Raw genomic sequence first — 17,289 nt, 5'->3', positions numbered from 1 at the left:
TCCGGGGCGCGCGGGAACGCTGTTGCCCCATGCCTCTCAGACATGTTCGTAGAGCCGTCGGTTCGCTCGTAGCGGGCCTCGCACTCGTCGCCGGGGTTGCTCCGGCCGCGACCGCGGCGACCGCGGCGCCCGCGGCCCCGGCCGATCCGCCCGGTTGCGTCCGCTATCCGCTCTCCGGCGGCGGCGAACGCATCGTCTGCACGCAGGGGATCCCCGCCGGCGCGACTCTCAACGGCACCGACCGGGCCGACATCATCGACATCACCCTCAACGGCATCGTCCGCGGCACGGTCAACGGCCTGGGCGGCGACGACATCATCATCGTCCACCAGGTCCTGTCCGGCAGCGTGAACGGCGGTGACGGCGACGACGAGATCACCGTCACCGGTAAGGGCGACCAGTTCGGCGACGAGAACGTCAGAGGCAGCGTCGACGGCGGGCCGGGCGATGACACCATCGCCACCGGCGGCGTCGTCCTGGGAACGGTCAGCGGCGGTGACGGCGAGGACGTCATCGAGACCGGAACGGTCGCCGTCAACAGCACGATCAGCGGCGGCGCGGGCAACGACAGGATTCGTGTCACCGAGCTCGACAAGAGCGGGCGGTTCGACCGCTCCGTCGTCGACGGAGGTGACGGCGCCGACATCATCGCCATCGAAAGCGCGGACGGCGACGTGGACGGCGGCAAGGGCAACGACTGGATCACCGTCGACAGGGTGGAGGGCGGCGGGTACGGCCACCAGCTTCACATCCGCGGCGGCGAGGGCGACGACACCATTCGCACCGGCGCCTTCGGCAGCTCCGAGACGAACACCGGAAGCATCGACGGGGGTCCGGGCGCCGACGTCATCGAGGTGCCGGAAATCGGGCAGGTCGATCCCGCCACCATCACAGGCGGTGAGGGCGACGACGTCATCCGTGGCCCGGGCGGCACGGCCCTCGTCGTCGGCCCGCGCGGAACCGTCGACGGCGGCGCGGGCCTGAACACCTGCCACACCGACAACCGCTTCGGCGGGACGGTGGCCAACTGCCGGGCGTAGGGACGTAGAGGCGTAGGGGCCTAGCGGCGGGCAGTGGCGGGCCCGGGCTTCTCAGGCCTTGATGTGTCTCAGGCGCCTCAGGAACCCGCGGCCCGCATCCGCATCGGGCCGCCGATCTCGGCGGCCATGACGCGGCCGGCTTCCTCGGCGAGCTGTTCCTCCGGGGCCATGACGTCCGTGTCGAGGCCGTCGAGCTCGGCGAGCGGCTGGTCGAGGCGGACGTGCGCGACGAGCGACTGGAGAGCGCGCAGACAGGCGGAGGCGGTGGGGCCCCAGTTGGAGAGGTAGGAGAACTGCCACCACCACAGGGCCTCGCTGACGCGGCCGTCACGGTAGTGGGCCATGCCGTGGCGGAGGTCGGTGATGATGTCGGCGAGGTCGTCGGAGATCCGGGAGGCGACGGGCGCCGTGCGCGGGACGTAGGGGTCGAAGACCTCGGAGTAGATGTCCACGGGGTCGAGCATGGTGGCGAACCGCTCGCGGAGTTCGTCCACGTCCGGCTCGGGGCCGACGTCGGGCTCGTAGCGCTCGTCGGGGACGAAGTCCTCGTGCGCGCCGAGGCGACCGCCGGTGAGGAGGAGCTGGGAGATCTCCAGGAGCAGGAAGGGCACGGCGCTGTCGGGTTCGTCGCCTCGGGAGACCTCGGTGACGGCCACGATGAAACTCTCGATCGAGTCCGCGAGCGAGACGGCGAAGTCGTCCGGATCGCGTTTGGCGTCGTGCAGCGTTGCGTCAGACATCGAGAAGTCTTCTCCCTTCGAAGGCACGGCCGAGCGTGACCTCGTCGGCGTATTCAAGATCCCCGCCCACGGGCAGACCGCTGGCCAGACGGGTGACCTTCAGCCCCATGGGCTTCACCATGCGCGCGAGGTACGTGGCGGTGGCCTCGCCCTCGAGGTTGGGGTCGGTGGCCAGGATCAGCTCGGTGACCGTGCCGTCCGCGAGCCGCGTCAGCAGCTCGCGGATCCGCAGGTCGTCCGGGCCGACGCCCTCGATGGGGCTGATCGCCCCGCCGAGCACGTGGTAGCGGCCGCGGAACTCGCGCGTCCGCTCGATGGCGACGACGTCCTTGGGCTCCTCCACGACACAGATGACCGAGAGGTCGCGGCGCGGGTCCTGGCAGACCCGGCAGCGCTCCTCCTGCGCGACGTTGCCGCAGACCGCGCAGAAGCGGACCTTGGCCTTCACCTCGGTCAGGGCGTGGGCGAGCCGGCGGACGTCGGCGGGCTCGGCCTGAAGGATGTGGAAGGCGATCCGCTGCGCGCTCTTGGGACCGACGCCGGGCAGCCTGCCCAGCTCGTCGATGAGGTCCTGGACCACGCCTTCATACACGGATCGGGTTCTCCTTCTTCGTCTTCGCCGTCAGTTTGCGGGCGTCTTCAGTCTGCGGTTGTCAGAACGGGAGGCCCGGGATGCCGCCGCCGCCCAGGCCCTCGGCGAGGGGGCCGAGCTTCTGCTGCTGCATCTTCTGGGCGGTGTCGTTGGCGTCGCGCACGGCGGCCACGATGAGGTCCGCGAGGGTCTCGGTGTCCTCCGGGTCGACGGCCTTGGGGTCGATGACCAGGTTCTGGAGCTCGCCGGCACCGGTGACGGTGGCCTTGACCAGGCCGCCGCCGGCCGTGCCGTCCACGAGGGTGCGGGCCAGCTCCTCCTGGGCCTTGGCGAGGTCCTGCTGCATCTTCTGGGCCTGCTGGAGCAGCTGCTGCATGTTGGGCTGACCACCGGGGAACACGGTTTTGCTCCTGCTCTCGACGACTCAATGCTTCCGATTGCTTCGGTAGCCCGAGCCTACGTGCTCACCGGGCGGTACGCCCTACGCCGCAGGAAGGAGAACGGGCGCGTGGGTGCGTTTTGCGCTGCGCGCGCTCCTGACCTGCGGATTTATCGCGCCGGTGAGCAACTTTCCGCCGGTTTCCCGTGGCCTGTTCATCGCCTATTCGTTGGCGATTTCCTCGATGACGGTCGCTCCGAGCTCGCGCACAATCAGATCGTGGCCGGTCAGGGCGGTGTCGTCGAGGTCCGGGTCGTCCTCGGCGGGGATGTCGTCCTCGGGGGCGACGGGCGGGGCCTCGGGCTCCCCGCCGCCGTACCGCTGTGCCGGGCCGGAGGCCGGGGCCGCCGAGGGGGCCGGACGGGCCTCCGGGGCGGGCGCGGCGGGCTGCGGGGTGGGGGTGGGAGCGGCCGGGGCGGGGGCCTGCGGGCGGGTGTAGGCAGGGGCCGGGGCGGCCGCGGGGGCGCCACCATAGCCGCCACCACCGCCGAAGCCACCGCTGGAACCACCGAAGCCGCCGGAGCCGCTGCCGGGCGGGGTGGCGCCGCCGGAGGGGTCGACGATCAGTTCGGTCTTCCACTGGAGGCCGAGGTCGCCGAGGGCCTGCCGCAGGACGTCCTCGCTGCCGCTGTTGGCGAAGCTGTCGCGCGCTCCGGCGTTGGAGAAGCCGACCTGGAGCGTGATGCCGTCGCAGCCGGCGACCTGGGCGTTCTGGCTGAGCAGGATCCAGGTGAAGCGGCGGCGGTTCTTGACCGTCTCCAGGATGTTGGGCCAGAGCTGGCGCGCCTGGCTCGCGTCGCCCTGCGGGGCGCCCGTAGGCGCGCCTGCGGGCGCGGCGGGGGCCGCGGGAGCGGCGGGCGCACCGGGCGTGGCGCCCGTGGGCCAGGCACCGGTTTGCGGGGCGGCCGCCGACGGGCCCGAGCCGGGCGTGGAGGCCGTGGGCCAGGCCCCGGACCCGGAGCCCGCTTGTACCTGGCCCTGTCCCTGGCCCTGTCCCTGGGCGGCGGCCGTGGGCCATGCGCCGGGCTGTGCGGCGGGGGCGGCCGGGGCCTGTCCCTGGGCAGCGGGAGCCGCCGCCGTCGGCCAGGCACCGGCCTGCGGGGCACCTGCGGCCGGGCCCTGGTCCTGACCGGCCCCCTGCGCGGCGGGAGCGGCAGCCGTCGGCCAGGCACCGGCCGGGGCGTCCGGCCCGGTAGCGGCCGGTCCCTGGGCGGCCGCAGCTGCCGGGGCCTGACCCTGGTCGGCAGGCGCGGCGCCCGCTCCAGTGCCGCCCCCGGTCACGGCCGCACGTGCCGCTGCCGGGCCGGACAGCCCGGCAGCAGGAGCGGGAACGGGGGCAGGGGCGTGCGCGTGGGCGTCCGGCCCCGGGACGTAGCCCACAGCCGTGCCGGGCGGTGCGGGCGTGAACGCCGCCGCCGCGGTCGCGGCGCCGCGCTCCAGGCGGTCGAGACGGGCCCGTACGGACCGCTCGTCCTCGAAGGCGGCGGGCAGCAGCACGCGTGCGCAGATGAGCTCGAGCTGGAGGCGCGGGGAGGTGGCGCCGCGCATCTCGGTGAGGCCCTCGTTGACCAGGTCGGCGGCGCGGCTGAGCTCGCCGGCGCCGAAGACGGAGGCCTGGGCCTGCATGCGCTCGATGACATCGACCGGGGCGTCGATGAGGCCCTTCTCGGCCGCGTCCGGGACGGCGGCGAGGATCACCAGGTCGCGCAACCGCTCCAGCAGGTCGGCGACGAAGCGGCGGGGGTCGTTGCCGCCCTCGATGACGCGGTCGACGACCTCGAAGGCCGCGGCGCCGTCGCCGGCCGCGAAGGCGTCCACGACGGCGTCGAGGAGGGAGCCGTCGGTGTAGCCGAGGAGGGACGTGGCCATGGCATACGTCACACCGTCGTCGGTGGCGCCGGCGAGAAGCTGGTCCATGACGGACATCGAGTCACGCACGGAGCCCGCGCCGGCGCGGACGACCAGCGGCAGGACGCCGTCCGCGACGGGGATCTTCTCCTGCTCGCAGACCTCGCCCAGGTACTCACGGAGGGTGCCGGGCGGGACGAGCCGGAACGGGTAGTGGTGGGTACGCGAACGGATCGTGCCGATGACCTTCTCGGGCTCGGTCGTCGCGAAGATGAACTTCAGATGCTCCGGGGGCTCCTCGACGACCTTCAGCAGGGCGTTGAAGCCCGCTGAGGTGACCATGTGGGCCTCGTCGATGATGTAGATCTTGTAGCGGCTGGCGGCGGGGCCGAAGAAGGCCTTTTCGCGCAGCTCACGGGCGTCGTCCACACCGCCGTGCGAGGCGGCGTCGATCTCGATGACGTCGATCGACCCGCGCCCGTTGCGGGCGAGGTCGACGCAGGAGTGGCACTCCCCGCACGGCGTGGGCGTGGGGCCCTGCTCGCAGTTCAGGCAGCGGGCGAGGATGCGCGCGCTGGTCGTCTTGCCGCAGCCGCGCGGGCCGCTGAACAGGTACGCGTGGTTGACCCTGTTGTTCCGCAGGGCCTGCTGCAACGGGGTGGTGACATGCTCCTGCCCGATGACCTCGGCGAAGGACTCGGGGCGGTAGCGGCGGTAGAGCGCGAGGGACGACACACCTACGACGATATCGGGCCCCACCGACAAGTGGCCTCCGTCACAGATTCCCGGCCCGCACCCCGGCCCGCGCCGGCCCCGCCGGACCCCGGAAAACACAAGGGCCCCTCACGCACCCGCCAGAGCCCACTTACCCTTGCTGCCTTCCGGCCCTGGGGGAGTTGGGTGAGATAGCGCCACGTGAGGGGCTTGCCCCCAGCGTAGCGGATCGCCGGGGGTGCTCGGCCACCCCTCGACCTTCCCCACCCCCTCCCACCCCCTCCCGAGAGCACGTGTTCGCGAGCACCCCTCGGAGTCTTGTATTGTTTGCGGCGGAGGATTCGCCTAGTGGCCTAGGGCGCACGCTTGGAAAGCGTGTTGGGGGCAACCCCTCACGAGTTCGAATCTCGTATCCTCCGCCAGTGCCTCACCGGGCACTAACCGAAGGCCCCGACCGGGAAACCGGCCGGGGCCTTCGGCGTTCCCCGGCCGCGATTCTTCCGCCCGCCGCCGGAGATCCAGAGATGTGGCACGCGTCACATGCCGGTAATTTTGGGGCCCGGGGCTTCCACGGTTCCACCCAGGAGGACGCGATGTTGCGGCACACCCGGCTGTCCGGCGAGTCGGCGGAGTATCTCGCCGCCCGGGAAGAACTCCGTCTGGCCGAGATCGAGCTCATGCGGCACCGCGAGGAGGTCGCGGCCAGGCGGCGGGCGCTGCCCCGGGGGACGCCGGTCGACGACTACGTCTTCGTCGAGGGCCCCGCCGATCTCGGGGCGGGCGACGCGCCCGTTCGGGAGGTCGCCCTGAGCGGGCTGTTCACCGCGCCGGACCGGCCGTTGATCGTCTACCACTTCATGTACGGCAAGCGGCAGACCGAGCCGTGCCCGATGTGCACCATGTGGATCGACGGCTACAACGGCGTCGCCCACCACATCGCCCGGAACGCCGACTTCGTCGTCGCGGCGGCCGCCGACCCGCCCACGCTGCGGCAGTACGCCCGTCAGCGGGGCTGGGCCCGGCTGCGCCTGCTGAGCTGCGGGGACAGCGGCTTCAAGTACGACCTCGGGAGCGAGGACGCGGAGGGTGAGCAGGACTCCACCGTCTCCGTCTTCACCCGGGACGCCGACGGCACGGTCCGCCACGTCTACTCCGCCCACCCTCGCCTGGCGGAGGACATCCAAGAGCGCGGCATCGACCTCCTCAGTCCCGTCTGGCACCTCCTCGACCTGACGCCGGGCGGGCGGGGGGACTGGTACGCGGGGCTGGACTACTGACCGGGTCGCACGTGCCAGGAAGCCCCCTCCGCCCGCGGTGCAGCGGGGCGGAGGGGGCTTCCACGGGCAGTGGCCGGAGAGACGGGGGTGCCCGGTCATCAGTGGGCTCTCTCCGGGGTCACCGCCTGGGGTGGTGGATCAGGGGTTTGTGGATCAGGGGTTTGTGGATCAGGGGTTTGTGATCAGGAGTTTGTGATCAGGGGTTCGTCGTAGCGGGCTGGGTCGGGGCGTGCGTCTGCGGCGGGGTCGCCGGTGGGGTCGAGCGCATGTTGCGGGCGCGTTCCAGGGAGCAGATCTGCATGCCGAAGGAGCGGAGCCGCCACATCTTTCCCGACGTGCCCTTGATCTCGTCGACGCTCGGGTAGCCCTTCTCGTCGTGGGCGACGTTGTTGAGGGCGTAGACCTTGCCGTCGGGCGCCGTGAAGGTGATGGCGAAGCCGCTGTACGGCGTCGTGTTGCAGGCCACCTTCCCCTTGTCGGGCTTGAGCGGCCACGCGGCGCCGAACTGGTCGGCGGTGACCGCCTGCGGGTTGCTCTCGGCGCCCGGCCACTTCAGGACGGCGTCGCGCTCCTCGGAGCAGCCCGTGACGAGTACGGCGCCGGTCAGCACCGCGGCCGCCAGGCCCAGCGCGCGGACCCTCGTCCCGCGAGTACGAGTGATCATGAGTTTCCCGCCGCCTTTCGTGCCGCGTGAGTGATGCCGAAGGTGAGGAGAGCGATGGCCGCGACGCTGACGGGGACGGTGACCGACATGCGGTGCAGATCGAGGTAGTTCGCCCAGGAGTAGGGGATCACCGGCCACAGCGTCTGCTGCATGGTGGTGCCGCCGACCAGCACGCCGATGAGGATCCCGATGATCCCGACCACCACGGCCACCGCCTGCGACGTACGGATGGCCAGCCACAGGCTGAACGCGGTGAGCATGCCGCCGACCGCCGCGCCGGTGACCGCGAGGGGCCAGGCGTGGCCGGCCGGGATGCCCGCCACCAGATAGACGAGGGCGATGACCAGGGACATCACGACCGCGATGCCGATCGTTATGCCCGTGAGCGCGAGGGCCGGCCTGGCCGCGCCGGTGGAGCGGGCGGCGACCGCCCGCCACCCCTGGCCGACCGCGCTCCACGCCACCAGGCCCAGCACCAGCGTGCCGATGGGCAGGATCAGCAGCGTGAACAGCTGGATGCTCACGTTCGGGTCGTGCCAGGACAGCCACAGGGCGATCAGGCCGACCGCGGCCGGGCACATCCACGTCAGCGACGTGCCGCGCAGCATGCCGGCCACGGCCGGCAGGACACGGGGAGTACCCGGGCGGATGTCCGGGGCGGCAGCCACGGACGGTGCCGCGGCAGCAGTCCGCGCAGGCGTCGTACGGTGCTTGGCGGTCTGCGCAGTGGTACGAGGCAGGTGCAGCCGCGGCAGCAGGAGGAACGGCACGGCCAGCAGCGCGCCCAGGATCGTGGGCGGCCACGGGGAGGCTTCGGCGAGCGCGGAGTGGGCCTCCAGGGCCACGCCGTTGGCATGGGTGCCGATCAGCGGCAGCGCGCCGCGGTCCAGCCAGGTGAACGGCAGGGCCGCCCAGGACGCGGACTCGGCGTTCACGACGGCCAGCATCGTCCAGGCGAAGCCGACGCCGAGCACGACCGACCACGGCGTCTGCCGGGCCACCCACAAGAGCAGTGCCAGCATTCCGAGTTGCGACAGCCAGGGCACCACGACGGCCTCGACCGCGCGGTCCGCCGGGACCCGTTGCGCGGAGTTCATCAGCCCGACGATCAGCAGCGGGGTGGCGCCGCCCAGCACGTTGAGCAGGAGCGACCGCAGGGCCAGGACGCCGAACCGGCTCACGTGCCGGTAGAGCGGGTTCACGGGCCGGTACCAGGTGGATCCGCCCCGGGCGGTGTCGTCGACGCGGGTGGCGGTGGCCACCAGCAGCGCGGTGAGCATGGGGCCGACGAACATCGCCCACAGGTTCTGGTAGCCGAGGACGTCGTGCCAGGTCTTTCCCGTCCCGGCCTGGGCGGACCCGGTCGAGACGTACAACGCGGTGTTCACCAGCCCGAACGCCAGCCCGCCCAGGGGCAGATACGTCACGGCGCTGCGCCGCCAGATGGCGAACTCCGCGCGGAGCGTGGCGGGCAGGCCCGGTACGGGGGACAGGGGCAGGGCGGTGGTCATGACGTCATCGCCCCTGCCCCGTGCCCGGCGCCGGTCAGGGTGAAGTAGGCGCGCTCCAGGTCGCCGTCGGGCGCCAGGTCGGCGAGCGGGCCCTGGTAGCGGAGGCGGCCCTGGGCGATGAGGCCGATGTCGTCGGCGACGGAGGCGACCTCGCCCAGCAGATGACTGGAGAGCACGATGGTGCGGCCGGTGTCGGTGAAGCGGCGCAGCGTCGTGCGCAGCGCGGCGATGCCTTCCGGGTCGAGGCCGTTCTGCGGTTCGTCCAGGATGAGGACGTCCGGGTTGCCCAGCATGGCGATGGCCAGGGCGAGGCGGCCCTTCATGCCGGTGGAGAAGCTCTTGGCCTTCTTCCGGTCCGAGGCGTTCAGCTCGACCGAGGCCAGCACCCGGTCGACCTCGGCCTCCGGGACGCCGAGGAGGTGGCCATGGACCATGAGGTTCTGCCGGGCGGACAGATGGCCGTAGAAGCTGGGGCCGTTGATGCTCGCCCCGACCCGGGACAGCGCGGGCCGGTTCCACGACTGGCCGAACAGCCGCACTTCCCCGGCACTGGGGGGTAACAGGCCCAGGATCATCTTCAGGGTGGTGGACTTGCCGGCTCCATTGGGGCCGAGCAGACCGTAGATCCGGCCCGGCCGCACGGTGAGGTCGACGGAGTCGACCGCTGTCGAGCGCCGGAACGTCTTGGACAGACCCCTGGTCTCGATCACCGGGGTGCCCCCGGTGGGCATCTCCGGAATCGCCGCCGAGTACATGATCTCTCCCTTCTGCTACATGGCGTAGCACTTATGGGTGTGGGGATGCCCCGCCACACAGGTGGTTTCTTTACGACAAGCTCAAGTCTTCGGACATGCTCAAGCCTTCGGAGGAAAACGCCGTCACGATCGCTGTCACAGCAGGATGCTCACTGCGCTCACCAGCGCCCCCGTCGCTATCCGCACCGGCCACGCCTGCCACGCCGGCATCACCCGCGGCGGCGCCGCCAGCGCCCGCGCACGGTGGGCGAGTTCGATCCCGGGGTCGAGGAAACCGGTGCCGGCCCCCGTGGCCGAGAGGTCCGGGCGGCCCGGCCGGGCCTTGGCCTCTATCTGCGCGCACAGCGCCTTCGCCACGGCAGCGGCGCCGTCGGCCTCACGGGCGCTCTGGTCGGCCCACAGCTCGGCGGTGAGCCGCACTTCGGCGAGGACCGCCTTCCGGCCGGGGATCCACCACCACGACCGCAGGGCGCAGGTGGCCAGGAAGATCCACAGGGGGTGGTACGCACCCGCGTGGGCGCGCTCGTGCTCGATGATCGCGGAGGCGTCCGGGGAGTCCGCCACCGCGGAGCCGAGGATGATCCGGGGCCGTACCAGGCCGACCGTGCTCGCCAGGCCCTGCTCGGCCCGGCCCTCGCCGTGCACGATCCATACGTCGCCGCACTGCTGCGGCGCGAGCAACGCGACCGTACGTCCCGTGCGCGCCACCTGGATCGCTCCGGCGACGAACGACACGGCGATCGAGGCCAGCGGCACGACCGACGCGGCGAGCATCAGCTGCGCCCCCAGGGCTTGCAGCACATGCTGTCCGTCGATGCCCGTGATGCCGTTGCTGATGCCCCAGGCCATCGGCGCCCGCCACGGCAGCGCGTCGCGCAGCGGGCTGTGCGGCATATAGGGAACGGCCGTCGCCAGCAGGGGCGTCACCGCGAGCCCCACCGCGAGGGCGAAACGCTCCCGGGCCGGTAACCGCACCGACAGCCGCCGCAGCGCGTGCCACAGGCCGACGGCGACCAGGGGGCACCACCAGGCGAGCAACACCTGTGGATATCCCAGCCAGCTCATATTCACGCGGTTACCCCCGCCGTGCCTTCTGATTCGTCCTTGCCGGCACCGGTTCCGGACGGATCGGCGATGCCGGCCAGCAGCGCGCGTACCTGCGCGAGCTGATCGGCATCACCGCTCACCGTCCGGACGAAGTTCGCCACGGCGAGGTCCCCGAAGCCGTCGACCACCTGGCGCACCTGCTCGGCCGCCACGCGCTGCTCGACCTCGCGCCGGGAGGAGCTCGGCCAGTACACGTACTGGCGGCCTTCCTTGCGGCGGGACAGCAGTTCCTTGACCACCAGGCGCTCCATCACCGTCTTGACGGTGGTGTACGCCTGGCCGCCGTCGAGCCGCCGGGCGCAGGCGCTCACGTCCAGCTCGCCCGACGACCACATGACATCCAGGATCGCCAGCTCAAGCGGCCCGAAGTGCCCTGCCAGGCCCTGGCCCCGAGAACCTCTCCACGCTGACATGCTACGCACCATAGCAGTTCATGGCACGCGTAGGCGATCAGTATTCGCCGATCGAACCCGCCTGTCTGGCACGGGACATGCCCACCGAGAAGGTGACCAGCCCGATGGGCAGCATCACCGCCGACCAGATCGCCATGTGCAGCAGCGACGGCGCCACCTGCGACAGATCCGCGTCCACCAGGAGCGACTTGCGGATCCCGTCCAGCGCCTGCGTGGTGGGCAGCGCCCATGCCACGGACTGGAGCCACCCGGGGAGGATCGAGATCGGGTACATGACGCCCGACAGCAGCGTCGTCAGCGTGGTGATGCCCCAACGCACCGGATCACCGCGCTTGGTGATGAGCAGGACCCCGCATCCCGCCAGCCCGAAACTGCCCAACGTGACGACCAGCAGCGCCAGAACGGCGATCGTGGCGAGCAGGTTCACCGAGACCGGGATGTCGAAGACGGCCCCGAACACACCGAACATGACCACGGAACCCACCGTGGTGCCGATCAGCCCCACGACGCCGGAGTACAGCATGACCCTCGCCAGCGGCACCGGCATCACCACCACGGATTCCAGCGTCCCCGTCCGCTGCTCCGTCTGGAGGTGGTTGCTGAACGAGCCGAGACTGACCGCGACGAAGCCGGTGAACACCGACCCCGACATCAGGAAACTGATGATGTTGCCGCCGTATCCCTGAATTCCGGCGAACGTGTTGCCGTCCTGGAGGAACTTGCCCATGAGGAGGAACTGCACGAAGGAGATCAAGGACGTGACGGTGCCCAGGGCGATGGCGGTCCTGTACGAGCGGCGCTCCCAATAGATCTGGAGTACGTGGACCCCGAACTGCCGCACGGTGTTCACTGCGCTCACTGCGCCTCCTGAAGGGTCTTCGGTTCCGCCACGGGCCCGGACTCGGACTCCGCTTCCGGCTCTGGTTTCGGCTCCGGTTTCGGCAGCGACAGGACGCGGCTCTCCGCGATCCGCAGGAACTGATCGGTGGCCTTTTCCAGATCCCCCTCGGTGTGCGTGGAGAACAGCACCGAGCCACCGCCCTCGGCGTGTTCCGCGATGATCCCGTGGAACCGGGCGACGTTCTCGGTGTCGAGGTTCGCCGTCGGCTCGTCGAGCAGGAGCAGGGACGGGCTCCCGAGCAACGCCCGTGCCAGCCCGAGGCGTTTGCGCTGGCCCAGCGAGAGCCGCATGAACTGCGTGTCGGCGTACTCCGCGAGCCCCACCCGCTCCAGCAGCCCGGCGATCTCCTGCTTGGCCCGCGCGCCGTAGAGGTTGCGCAGCGACGCGTAGTACCGCAGGTTCTGCGTACAGGTCAGCCGGAAGTAGAAGCTGCGCTCCGGGTAGAGGGAGACCCCCAGATGCGCCCGCGCGGCCACCGGACGGCGCACGATGTCCTCGCCCTGGACGGTCACCGAGCCCGCGCCGGGCGTGATCAGCCCGCACAGGATCTTCAGGAGCGTGGTCTTGCCGGCGCCGTTCGACCCGAGCAGGGGCACGAGACGGCCGGCGGGAACGGTGAAGTCCACCTCGCTGAACACCGGAGTGGTGGTTTTGCGGTAGGACATCGACATACCGGTGACGGTCAACACGGGACACCTCCGCACAGCATGTACTCCGCGCCGGTGATCCGTCCGGCGCCCAGGGACACCAGGGCCACCGCCGTGCCGCCGGAACCGGTCAGGAAGCCGGGCGAGTCCGTCCGCGCGCCCGGAACGTTGTCGTTCCGCATCCCGAAGGCGGCGGCCGGGTCGGCCATGGCCAGCAGCCGTTCCAGCGTCTCCTCGTCCGGTCCCGCCCACCGCCGGCCGTGCTTGGCGGCCACCGCGGCGATGTAGCGCTGGACGGTGATCTGGCCGGCTATGCCGTGGCACAGGGAGGGGTTGTCGATGTGCCGCAGCTCGACCGGCCGCCGCTCGACGGATTCCAGCAGCCGGATCGCGGTGTCGAGGAAACGCGGGTCCACGCTCGCGCAGTTGGCCAGCGCGACCGCCCCGCCGAGGTTCCCGTAGCACCACGCCGAACGCGCCAGCCCCCGCTGTTCGCCCTGCCGCTCCGGGGGCAGCTTGAAATAGGGCAGGTCGGGGCCGTAGTCGGTCTCCACCAGACAGTCCGTGATCAGCTCGCCCAGGGCGCTCACCGCCTCGGTCAGCCCGGGTACGGCCGAGCCGCGCGCCGCCGCCACGCCCAGGACGGAGGCGACGCCCGGGACTCCGTGGGCGAACCCCAGGTTGAGGTAGCCGTCGTGGAGATGCGGGGAGCGGTTCCGCTCGATCTCCGTGATCCTGGCCGGGGGCGTCCACAGCCCCAGCGGCGGGGGCACGACGACGAGGCGGCAGAACTGCTCCACTATCCGGTCGGCGGCGTCCCGCCGCCGCTCGTCGGCGTCCCCGGCGGCCAGCAGATACATCGCGGCCCCGGACAGCCCCGAGATCACGTCGTAGGCGTCGCTGGCCAGCCCCCCGGAGGGCGGCAGCGCGGCGAGCTGCTCGTCGACGCGGGTGATCAGGGTGGCTTCCACGTCGTGCAGGGCGCGCCGGTAGCGCTCACCGCCGCGCGAGAGGGCGCGCAGCGCGTACGCCACGCCCGCCGTGCCGTTGAACAACCCCACTCCGAGGTCCACCGCGTGGGTGTAGGCCTCGATCAGGCGCTTGGCGTGCGCGAAGGCCAGCCTGTCCCAGCCGTCGTCCGGGCGCAGCTCGTCGGCGGCGGAGTAGGCCAGGGCCATGCCGAGGTCGCCCGGGTCCGTGCCGAGCGGGTGCCACGCCTTGAGGGGCTCCGCCGTGAACGGGTCGGGGACGGTCAGCTCGGTCCAGTCGCCGGTGTGGTCGCGCATCCGGTGGAGGATCTCCCAGCCGGTGTCCGCGGCGGCGCTCCTGGCCCTTTCACCGATCGGCGAAAGGGTGTCGCCGATCGGCGAGAGGGTGGGTGAGGGGGGCGGTGAGAGGGTCACCGTTGCTTGGTCGTTCACGGCCGGGCTCCTTCCCTGTGGGCCTGGGATCGTCTGAGGGCGCTGAGCAGGAACAACGCCTGGTATTCGCGGTTCCGGGGAAGGCCCATCCGGTTGGCGAACATGTGCAGAAGGCTTTGCAGGGTCATCGCCCGCAGCCGCCACGGCCTGTCGTCCTTGGCGAGCAGCCGGTTCAGCGCCCGGGTGTCCGCCGACAGCGCGTCGCGCAGCGACGGGCCCGCCGCGACCGCCGCCTCGGACGGCCGCTGTCGTACCAGAGGTCGTACCGCCTTGCGGAGTCCCGGGTCCGCCGAGGCGAACTCGGACCGGTAGCCGCCCGCGACGATGTCCAGCAGGTCGGCGGTCTCCTCGTCGGTGAGCTCCAGGGCCGCGAGGTAGTGGTCCATCAGATGGGCGGCGTCCCGGAGGATCCGGCCCAGCGTGCCGTCGAGCTTCTCGTCCTCCTCCAGCCGGTACGCCGCCGGCATCGCCTCCGGTGCCATGCACAGCCCCGGGTGGGCGGCGAGGAAACGGGATTCGGTACAGAAGATCCGCTCGGCCACCGGCATCGCGTCGACGCCGCCGTACCGCTCCAGCTCCCGGACGTAGGTGTCGACGGAGAAACGATGCGCCAGACCGTCGCGGACGCAGCCGCCGATCACCTCGCGCACCCGGTCGAGCGGCACCGTCGCGGAACGCACCCGGATGCGCAGATGGTCGTCCGGATCCGCGTAGCGGATGTGGAACCACTGGTCGGGGACGTCCGCGAAGGCCGCCGCCAGCCGGGTCAGGACCTCCTGCTGCCGCTCCCGGTCCCCGTACACGCGCAGGTACCACCACTCGGTGCCCGGCGGCAGGGTGCGCACGGCGTCGGCCGTGACGTCGAAGCGCGGCGCGGGCGGGGGCGCCGGTACGGGCACGGGGCGCCGGGCGACGGCCGAGAACACCCCTTCGCTGGCGTAGCGCTGACCGTCGCGGTCGCGGACGATGCCCATCCGGTCGGGGACGGGCGCCTGCGTGACGCTCTCGTGCCCGTCGGCGACCTCCCGCCGCAGCAGGTCACGGTGGATCCGGTCGGACAGGTTCAGCAGGAGGCGGTTGTCCAGCATGCCGATGTACACGTACTGCGGCAGTCCCGCCTCCCCGGCCCAGCACCGCAGCCGTTCGTCCTGCTCGTCGGGCGTCCCGGACAGCGGCGGGACGCGCCACGTCGGCAGCGACAGGGTCACCCCGCCGAACTCCACCCCGGGCAGGAAGTCCACCAGGGGTTCCATCTCGCCCCAGGTCCAGGCCGGCCGGACGGAACCGTCGAGGGCGAGCTCCTGGAGGAACCGGATGACCCCGGTGGCGATCTCCGGGTTGACGAGGTTGGCCGTGCGGATGGCCACGGGCTTCCCGGTGGGCGCGTGCACCAGATGGAACCGGCCACCGTCGGCACCGACCAGCAGATCCGCGAACGCGATCTGCTCGGGAGCCGAGGATTCACCGCACGAGGATTCACCGCACGAGGATTCACCGCGCGAGGATTCACCGCACGAGGATTCACCGCGCGAGGATTCACCGCGCGAGGATTCACCGCCGAACACGCCCGTCGTGACCTTGAGCTGGAAGTCGTACACGCTGGGCGCGACGACCACGTTGTTCACCCGCGACCGGTTGCTGACGTAGTCCAGCTCGCACAGGATCGCGTCGGGGTGGGCCGCTTTCTCGGCGGCGGTCAGATCGCGGACGTGGGCGTCGACGGAGGGGTCGCCGTACGCGAACCTGCCGCTCGCCTTGCCCGCCGGGATGGCCACGCCGATCGGGGAGAGGGTGATGCGGACGTCCCCCTTGTCCTCCTCGCCCTCGTCGAGCTGGAAGAACACGTCGTAGCTCGTCGGCGGCGTCCCGGGGGCGGGCGGGAACGCGGCAAGGTCGTCCTCGGTGATCCGCACCGTGTGTTCCCCCGTGCGGCGGGCACGGTCGATCAGCTCGGCCCGCAGCCGGCGGCCGAAGAGGAACACCTCGTCCTCCCCGTACGAGCTCTCGCTCATCCGGTGCGACGAGCCCGGGTATCCGGCCGGGGCGCCGATGCCCCGCACGGGGTCGAACACGCGGTGCAGCGGGACGAGGGTCTGGCCGAACGCCTCGGCGAACCGGTCGGTGTGGCGCTGGAGCTCCGGGAAGCGCGCCGACAGCAGCGACATGCGGATCATCGCACTCACGGCGGCCTCCACCTCGGTCGCCACCCCGGCGGGTACCTGTCCGGACACCGACAGGGTCAGATCGACCTGGAGCTGCTCCTGCGTGGCGTTGGCATCGGTGCGCAATGCCGCGTACGCGGCGTTCAGTTCGTCGATTCCCTCACCGACGCGAGTGGCCCGGTAGCCGGCGACGGCCTCCCGCGCGGTGCGCAGCCGCCCGGCCACCTCGCCGTCCTCGTCCAGGCCGGCGCGGTTCCAGCGGGCGGCGGGATCTATGTCGAACGCCGAGGGGGTCAACTCCCGGATCAGGATGCCGCGTTCGACGAGCTCGCCGACGAAGCGGAGCAGGACGTCGCCGGGGGCGTCCGGGAACGCCTCGCCGAGGCTCTCCCGGATCGCCGTGAGCGTCACGGGCCGCCCCGCCATCCCCATGACGTGGCGCACCGGGGGCGTGTACCGGACGTTGGACGTCTCGTGCACCTTCCCGTCCGCCGCCTGGGGGTTCACCATGACCGCGATCCGGTCCCCGGCCAGATACACGGTCGGGTTGGCCACCACCCGCATCCGGCCGCCGAGTTCGGCGACGGCGCGATCGGTGAGCTGTTTGAGCCAGGGGAATCCGACGCGCGCGTGTTTGCGGTGCTCGCCGGGCCGGCCCAGGACCAGCGGCTCGTCCCCGAACCCGGCGAGCGCGCTGCCGCCGAAGACACCGAACGGCGTGGTGCGCGTGGCGATGCGGATCGCGTACTTCAGCAGGGCCCGGTGAATCGACCGGGCCTTTTTGTCCGCCTCTTTTCGGCCTTCTCCGCCCGGCTCCTTCCGGTCGGTGCCCCCGGGGCCGTCGGCGGCGGAAAGCAGCGCGTCCACCTGATCGGCCAGCACCGAACTGGCCACCCGGACGGATTCCCGGAAAACATCGTCCGCCCAGAGCGCGCGAATTCCATCGAGCGGGTTTTCGTCAGCGGGCCGGTCCGGATAGAAACCGGTGGAGCGAATGGGGGCACGGATCAGCACACGATCCGACACCCGATATTCAGAACTTGCCATGAATGAGTACC

At 71.4% G+C, this 17,289-nt stretch carries 15 protein-coding genes, 1 tRNA gene and 1 other RNA gene; 3 read left to right on the top strand and 14 right to left on the bottom strand.

All coding sequences use genetic code 11. The annotated features are described in order from the left end of the window. The first annotated feature begins 29 nt into the window (after positions 1–29). Complete coding sequence (locus tag AB0E98_RS11695) at positions 30–1,040, top strand: hypothetical protein (RefSeq protein WP_361701351.1); 1,011 nt, start codon at positions 30–32, stop codon at positions 1,038–1,040. Positions 1,041–1,117: 77 nt separating this feature from the next. Here the strand turns inward: AB0E98_RS11695 and AB0E98_RS11690 are convergent, their stop codons facing one another. The 5 genes from AB0E98_RS11690 to ffs form a co-directional block, all read right to left on the bottom strand. Continuing rightward, positions 1,118–1,780 carry a DUF5063 domain-containing protein gene (locus AB0E98_RS11690; protein WP_361701349.1) on the bottom strand — a complete coding sequence of 221 codons (663 nt, stop codon included), beginning with the start codon at positions 1,778–1,780 and terminating at the stop codon, positions 1,118–1,120. Then, entirely contained in the window at positions 1,773–2,372 is a 600-nt protein-coding gene (gene recR / locus AB0E98_RS11685; protein WP_361701347.1) for a recombination mediator RecR, read from the bottom strand. The genes AB0E98_RS11690 and recR overlap by 8 nt, the downstream gene beginning before the upstream one ends. A gap of 61 nt (positions 2,373–2,433) precedes the next feature. Further along, complete coding sequence (locus AB0E98_RS11680; protein ID WP_311615281.1) at positions 2,434–2,772, bottom strand: YbaB/EbfC family nucleoid-associated protein; 339 nt, start codon at positions 2,770–2,772, stop codon at positions 2,434–2,436. 201 nt (positions 2,773–2,973) lie between these two features. Next, complete coding sequence (locus AB0E98_RS11675) at positions 2,974–5,394, bottom strand: DNA polymerase III subunit gamma and tau (protein ID WP_361701344.1); 2,421 nt, start codon at positions 5,392–5,394, stop codon at positions 2,974–2,976. Positions 5,395–5,491: 97 nt separating this feature from the next. Further along, positions 5,492–5,586: signal recognition particle sRNA small type (gene ffs, locus AB0E98_RS11670), an RNA gene on the bottom strand. Between the two features lie 121 nt (positions 5,587–5,707). Here ffs and AB0E98_RS11665 point away from each other — a divergent pair. Together AB0E98_RS11665 and AB0E98_RS11660 are read left to right on the top strand one after the other, a co-directional pair. Then, positions 5,708–5,795: transfer RNA gene (locus tag AB0E98_RS11665), tRNA-Ser, on the top strand. A gap of 171 nt (positions 5,796–5,966) precedes the next feature. Continuing rightward, positions 5,967–6,650 (top strand): DUF899 family protein, encoded by a 684-nt coding sequence (locus AB0E98_RS11660; RefSeq protein WP_361701342.1) that lies wholly within the window; start codon positions 5,967–5,969, stop codon positions 6,648–6,650. 196 nt (positions 6,651–6,846) lie between these two features. On the opposite strand, the gene AB0E98_RS11655 is transcribed toward AB0E98_RS11660, so the two are convergent. The 9 genes from AB0E98_RS11655 to AB0E98_RS11615 form a co-directional block, all read right to left on the bottom strand. Then, a complete protein-coding gene (locus AB0E98_RS11655) occupies positions 6,847–7,314 on the bottom strand; it encodes a hypothetical protein (protein WP_361701340.1) in 468 nt (155 codons plus the stop codon). Continuing rightward, a complete protein-coding gene (locus AB0E98_RS11650; RefSeq protein ID WP_361701338.1) occupies positions 7,311–8,825 on the bottom strand; it encodes a hypothetical protein in 1,515 nt (504 codons plus the stop codon). The genes AB0E98_RS11655 and AB0E98_RS11650 overlap by 4 nt, the downstream gene beginning before the upstream one ends. Further along, positions 8,822–9,580 carry an ABC transporter ATP-binding protein gene (locus AB0E98_RS11645; protein ID WP_361701336.1) on the bottom strand — a complete coding sequence of 253 codons (759 nt, stop codon included), beginning with the start codon at positions 9,578–9,580 and terminating at the stop codon, positions 8,822–8,824. Before AB0E98_RS11645 ends, AB0E98_RS11650 begins: the two co-directional genes overlap by 4 nt. A 135-nt stretch (positions 9,581–9,715) precedes the next feature. Continuing rightward, positions 9,716–10,645 (bottom strand): hypothetical protein, encoded by a 930-nt coding sequence (locus tag AB0E98_RS11640; RefSeq protein WP_361701334.1) that lies wholly within the window; start codon positions 10,643–10,645, stop codon positions 9,716–9,718. A 2-nt stretch (positions 10,646–10,647) separates the two neighbouring features. Continuing rightward, a complete protein-coding gene (locus tag AB0E98_RS11635) occupies positions 10,648–11,100 on the bottom strand; it encodes a BlaI/MecI/CopY family transcriptional regulator (RefSeq protein WP_361701332.1) in 453 nt (150 codons plus the stop codon). A gap of 37 nt (positions 11,101–11,137) precedes the next feature. After that, positions 11,138–11,959, bottom strand: coding sequence for an ABC transporter permease (locus AB0E98_RS11630; RefSeq protein WP_361701330.1), 822 nt, complete (start codon positions 11,957–11,959; stop codon positions 11,138–11,140). Further along, positions 11,956–12,687, bottom strand: coding sequence for a heme ABC exporter ATP-binding protein CcmA (gene ccmA, locus AB0E98_RS11625; RefSeq protein ID WP_361701328.1), 732 nt, complete (start codon positions 12,685–12,687; stop codon positions 11,956–11,958). The genes AB0E98_RS11630 and ccmA overlap by 4 nt, the downstream gene beginning before the upstream one ends. Next, positions 12,684–14,069, bottom strand: a complete 1,386-nt coding sequence (locus tag AB0E98_RS11620) for a lanthionine synthetase C family protein (RefSeq protein WP_361701326.1) — start codon at positions 14,067–14,069, stop codon at positions 12,684–12,686. Before AB0E98_RS11620 ends, ccmA begins: the two co-directional genes overlap by 4 nt. Further along, the gene (locus AB0E98_RS11615; RefSeq protein WP_361701325.1) at positions 14,066–17,278 is read right to left on the bottom strand and encodes a thiopeptide-type bacteriocin biosynthesis protein; all 3,213 of its coding nucleotides are present in this window, start codon (positions 17,276–17,278) and stop codon (positions 14,066–14,068) included. The genes AB0E98_RS11620 and AB0E98_RS11615 overlap by 4 nt, the downstream gene beginning before the upstream one ends. Between the last annotated feature and the right edge of the window lie 11 nt (positions 17,279–17,289).

Origin of the sequence: Streptomyces sp. NPDC037389, assembly GCF_040636475.1 — a bacterium.
GTDB lineage: Bacteria > Actinomycetota > Actinomycetes > Streptomycetales > Streptomycetaceae > Streptomyces > Streptomyces hesseae.
This window is presented reverse-complemented; position numbering and strand designations above follow the sequence as displayed.

Excerpts from the sequence above, each read along its gene's own strand:
- AB0E98_RS11695 (WP_361701351.1), top strand. The coding sequence starts at position 30 with ATGCCTCTCAGACATGTTCGTAGAGCCGTCGGTTCGCTCGTAGCGGGC.
- AB0E98_RS11690 (WP_361701349.1), bottom strand. The coding sequence starts at position 1,780 with ATGTCTGACGCAACGCTGCACGACGCCAAACGCGATCCGGACGACTTC.
- AB0E98_RS11660 (WP_361701342.1), top strand. The coding sequence starts at position 5,967 with ATGTTGCGGCACACCCGGCTGTCCGGCGAGTCGGCGGAGTATCTCGCC.
- AB0E98_RS11655 (WP_361701340.1), bottom strand. The coding sequence starts at position 7,314 with ATGATCACTCGTACTCGCGGGACGAGGGTCCGCGCGCTGGGCCTGGCG.
- AB0E98_RS11650 (WP_361701338.1), bottom strand. The coding sequence starts at position 8,825 with ATGACCACCGCCCTGCCCCTGTCCCCCGTACCGGGCCTGCCCGCCACG.
- AB0E98_RS11645 (WP_361701336.1), bottom strand. The coding sequence starts at position 9,580 with ATGTACTCGGCGGCGATTCCGGAGATGCCCACCGGGGGCACCCCGGTG.
- AB0E98_RS11640 (WP_361701334.1), bottom strand. The coding sequence starts at position 10,645 with ATGAGCTGGCTGGGATATCCACAGGTGTTGCTCGCCTGGTGGTGCCCC.
- AB0E98_RS11635 (WP_361701332.1), bottom strand. The coding sequence starts at position 11,100 with ATGTCAGCGTGGAGAGGTTCTCGGGGCCAGGGCCTGGCAGGGCACTTC.
- AB0E98_RS11615 (WP_361701325.1), bottom strand. The coding sequence starts at position 17,278 with ATGGCAAGTTCTGAATATCGGGTGTCGGATCGTGTGCTGATCCGTGCC.